Below are 3,328 nucleotides of genomic sequence, written 5' to 3'. Positions count from 1 at the left end.
AATTATAAAGACTACCTGAGAAGGTTGTCTTTAATTAAAACTTTGAAGTAAATTTCAATACTGCGCTGTCTGCATATTTCTTAAGTTTTTTCATGATGGTATAATCCAACGCCAACGGAGTTTTTAAAATCTGGATTTATCCTTTTAAGTTCTATTTCGTTTGCCTTAACATATTCTGAAATCAATATAAATAATTGGTTTGCCAATTCAATAGTCGCTTTGGTTACATCTGATTGTAAATTATAATCTTTATATTCAAATTTCTTAGTATTTATTGTGCTAAATTTTGGAAAGATCATTTGTTCTACTAATTGTTTAATTCTTTGATCTACTAATCCGGTTACTACAGTTTGTAAATCATTCTGACTTGTGTAATCATTCATAATAAATTAATTTTAAATCCCCAACATGGTTAAAACATTTAGTTGAGTGGGTTGATAAATTTTTTTCTGTTTAATATTTTTGTTACTGCTTTTGTTTCTTATGTTATGTGCAATTTCTTTAATTTGAATTTGAAAATTTGAATTACTCCAGACTTTTGATAAGTAACGCCTTTTTATTTGTTCAAATATTTTTTTGTCAGTTTCGTAATAGTATTTTAATCCAGTATGTGAAAGTAGAATACTGTCCTTTTTCTGCATTGAAATATTTACTCCGGTTACTTTGCAAATCTGATTATTTGAATCCTTTAATACTACCTGTTTTGACAGTATAGTTAAATGGTCAATTCGGGTAGTATTGATATTCAGAAAATCAATCTTTTTACTTATAATTTCAGCAGTTAAATATTGTACATTCTTTGAGTTTTCGAAAGTGATTTTCCTTAATTGATTTTTATGATACTTGAAATTTTCAATTTGATTGTTGGCCAATAATCCAGCCCAGTAATTTGGGTTTGAATATTCCAGTAATGCGTTTTTAGTTTTTGTGCTTAAATGGTCAATTCGGGTAGTGTTATCAAAATATAATATGTTTTGCCACTCTTTTAATAAATCCTGTTTGAAGTTAAAAAGTCTATAATTGATTAAATCCTGTAAATTAAAAATACCTCGTTCGTTTAGTTTTTGCATTTTAGTGTATTTGATTTCAAACCGCATTATTTCGGTGTCAATTTCAAACCCTTTTGATATGTAGTGTAATGTTTTGTTATATATCTTGATGATGTATTGTGAATGTTGGACTTGTTTGTATTTTCCCTCGTCTGAATTTTTTTGATACTCAAAAGGTTTGGTTTTATGGAGGAAACAATTATCTAAAATATCATTTGTTGCAATTGGGGGTGTTATATTTATTCCAATTTCTAAACACTTCAAAATACATTGTTCGGCTTCTATGTCGAATTTTGTTTTTAAGTCGTCCAAAACCCACATAACGGCATCAATATTAAAATCATTGTAATTGTGCGCTCCGTTGTTCCAGTATTGATGTAAACTGCCTGCAAAGGTTATCGTTCCGGTGTCATAAATCTTAAATTCTAAACCATTGTAAGACGCATTTTTTGAGGGTGTTACTTTGTTTCCGTTTCGGTTTGTAGTTTTTAGTTCTCCCGTAGTGAGGTTTATAGTATCGAAAAAATCTAATAGTGGATTGCGCTCTAAAATAGTGCGGTCACAATCCTTTATTATTATTTTTATGAAGTCAATCAATTTGCTATCTTTGAGAAGTTTCTACATTGCCTGTTGAAACTAACTTTTGAACAAAACATTACCGAGAGCCTGAACAACTCTCGGTTTTTTATTCTTTTAGTTTGTTTCGTAGGTGTTGATGAGGTTTTGAAGTATTCTTTTATGGTTTGGGTAATAGTTCGGGTAAACGTCGATATTTAATCTTATTTCAGGCTCGCCAAATAATCCGTCTTTTACCTCCAAAAAACGAAAGATCAATAAGTTTTTAATATCATTTCTTAATCTATCACCATAATAAATCCCTTTGATATTGGTAGGTCGTAATCCTGTAACATCTTTTGAGGTAGCCCAGTTAGATGAAGTTCTCAAACGTGAACATATAGAAACGCCTTTTGTTTGTGATTTACCTTGATAGGGTTCTATTCTTAAAAAGTCAGATAGAAAATTTATACCTTTTGGTAGTTCTAAAAGCTCGTAAATAGTGTAAGATTTTACATTGTTAGAAACTTTGTAAATGTGTCTATGAAAAACTGGTGTTTTGTTATTGCCTGTTGTCGTCATAAATCTAAACGTTTAATGGTTTTAAGCTTGCCTCAACTTCGGAACGTAAAAAGTAAACTCTTCCTCCAATTCCTTTCGGCTGGAGAATCCCTCGTTTGCAATAATTATGTACGGTTGAAATATCCACAGACAACATATCCGCTACGTTCTGACGTGTCAAATATTCATTTGGCTGTTTTGGTGTGAAATGTTTTAGGAAATTTTCTAATTGAACTTTAACCCCTGCGTTTATTTCGCTTTGTAATTGTTCGGGGCTGTACTGGATAAACTGAATTGTAGCACTCATAATAAAATGTTTATTTGTTATAGTGCAAATGAATTGAAACAAGAACCCCACTAACTCACCGGTGGTGTTTTAGTGGGGTAATAATTTAACAGTTTTGTATTGAAAATGTTCTAATCCTTATTTTTTATCCAGTTCGTTAATGAAATTTCTAAGGTGTTTATTAGTGGGGTTAACTCCTTTGACTTTTTTCTAATATCTTTTAGTTTGTCGTTTTCGTTGAAATCCTCCACATTAAAAAGTTGTTTCATTCTTTTGAATACTTCTTTTTGACTGAGTTCAGGATTTAATTTTCCTGACAAAATAAGTGCCTTTGTTAACTCTGCAAATTGTAATGGTGTGCCTTGCCATTTCAAAGTGTTTTCGACTTTGGGAATCACTATTGTAAGTTCTTGGTTATTTGTGAGAGCAATTTTATTTTCTATAAATGCAATAATTCTTCTTTGGCTATTGATGTTTCTTTGGTTAATAGTACCGTCATCAATGCTAATATAGTCTGGGAGTTTGGTTAGAAAGTGATCTAAAAGGTTTTTATGTGAAAACAAATCAATTTCTAAAAAGTCAATTTCAATATTATCTTCATGATTTTCTAAAAATATTTTTAAATCATTTTCATAATTATCTTGATATTTTTTTAAAGTACTATATCGAGTTTCTATAGGATAATTGCTATTCATGTTTCTTTTGCTTCTTAAATAATGCTACTTTTTTGCCTTAGTGTATTTGGCAAGATCTGTTTTTATAAACGTATTAAAATTATAAATCTCTCCAGTTCTTGTATCAACCAATAACAAAGCATTATACTTACTTCCCCCTTTTGTAAAACCATACCTGCCGTTTTCGGTGTAATTATAAAAAC

5 protein-coding genes are annotated in these 3,328 nt (G+C 30.2%); all 5 read right to left on the bottom strand.

From position 1 onward, the window contains the following. Positions 1–80 precede the first annotated feature (80 nt). The 5 genes from VFS71_RS08990 to VFS71_RS08970 all read right to left on the bottom strand — a co-directional run bounded on the left by VFS71_RS08990 (position 81) and on the right by VFS71_RS08970 (position 3,146). The gene (locus tag VFS71_RS08990; RefSeq protein WP_326400738.1) at positions 81–383 is read right to left on the bottom strand and encodes a hypothetical protein; all 303 of its coding nucleotides are present in this window, start codon (positions 381–383) and stop codon (positions 81–83) included. Between the two features lie 12 nt (positions 384–395). Next, a complete protein-coding gene (locus VFS71_RS08985) occupies positions 396–1,646 on the bottom strand; it encodes a hypothetical protein (protein ID WP_326400736.1) in 1,251 nt (416 codons plus the stop codon). Positions 1,647–1,742: 96 nt separating this feature from the next. Beyond that, on the bottom strand, positions 1,743–2,186 hold the full coding sequence (locus VFS71_RS08980) for a hypothetical protein (RefSeq protein ID WP_326400734.1): 444 nt from the start codon (positions 2,184–2,186) through the stop codon (positions 1,743–1,745). 4 nt (positions 2,187–2,190) lie between these two features. Continuing rightward, the gene (locus VFS71_RS08975; protein ID WP_326400732.1) at positions 2,191–2,472 is read right to left on the bottom strand and encodes a helix-turn-helix domain-containing protein; all 282 of its coding nucleotides are present in this window, start codon (positions 2,470–2,472) and stop codon (positions 2,191–2,193) included. Between the two features lie 110 nt (positions 2,473–2,582). Next, a complete protein-coding gene (locus VFS71_RS08970) occupies positions 2,583–3,146 on the bottom strand; it encodes an RteC domain-containing protein (protein WP_326400730.1) in 564 nt (187 codons plus the stop codon). Positions 3,147–3,328 lie beyond the last annotated feature (182 nt).

This window comes from Flavobacterium sp. (assembly GCF_035760125.1).
Classification (GTDB): Bacteria; Bacteroidota; Bacteroidia; order Flavobacteriales; family Flavobacteriaceae; genus Flavobacterium.
Note: the sequence above shows the minus strand (reverse complement) of the source record. Positions and strands in the feature narration are given on the sequence as shown.

Excerpts from the sequence above, each read along its gene's own strand:
- VFS71_RS08975 (WP_326400732.1), bottom strand. The coding sequence starts at position 2,472 with ATGAGTGCTACAATTCAGTTTATCCAGTACAGCCCCGAACAATTACAA.
- VFS71_RS08980 (WP_326400734.1), bottom strand. The coding sequence starts at position 2,186 with ATGACGACAACAGGCAATAACAAAACACCAGTTTTTCATAGACACATT.
- VFS71_RS08970 (WP_326400730.1), bottom strand. The coding sequence starts at position 3,146 with ATGAATAGCAATTATCCTATAGAAACTCGATATAGTACTTTAAAAAAA.
- VFS71_RS08990 (WP_326400738.1), bottom strand. The coding sequence starts at position 383 with ATGAATGATTACACAAGTCAGAATGATTTACAAACTGTAGTAACCGGA.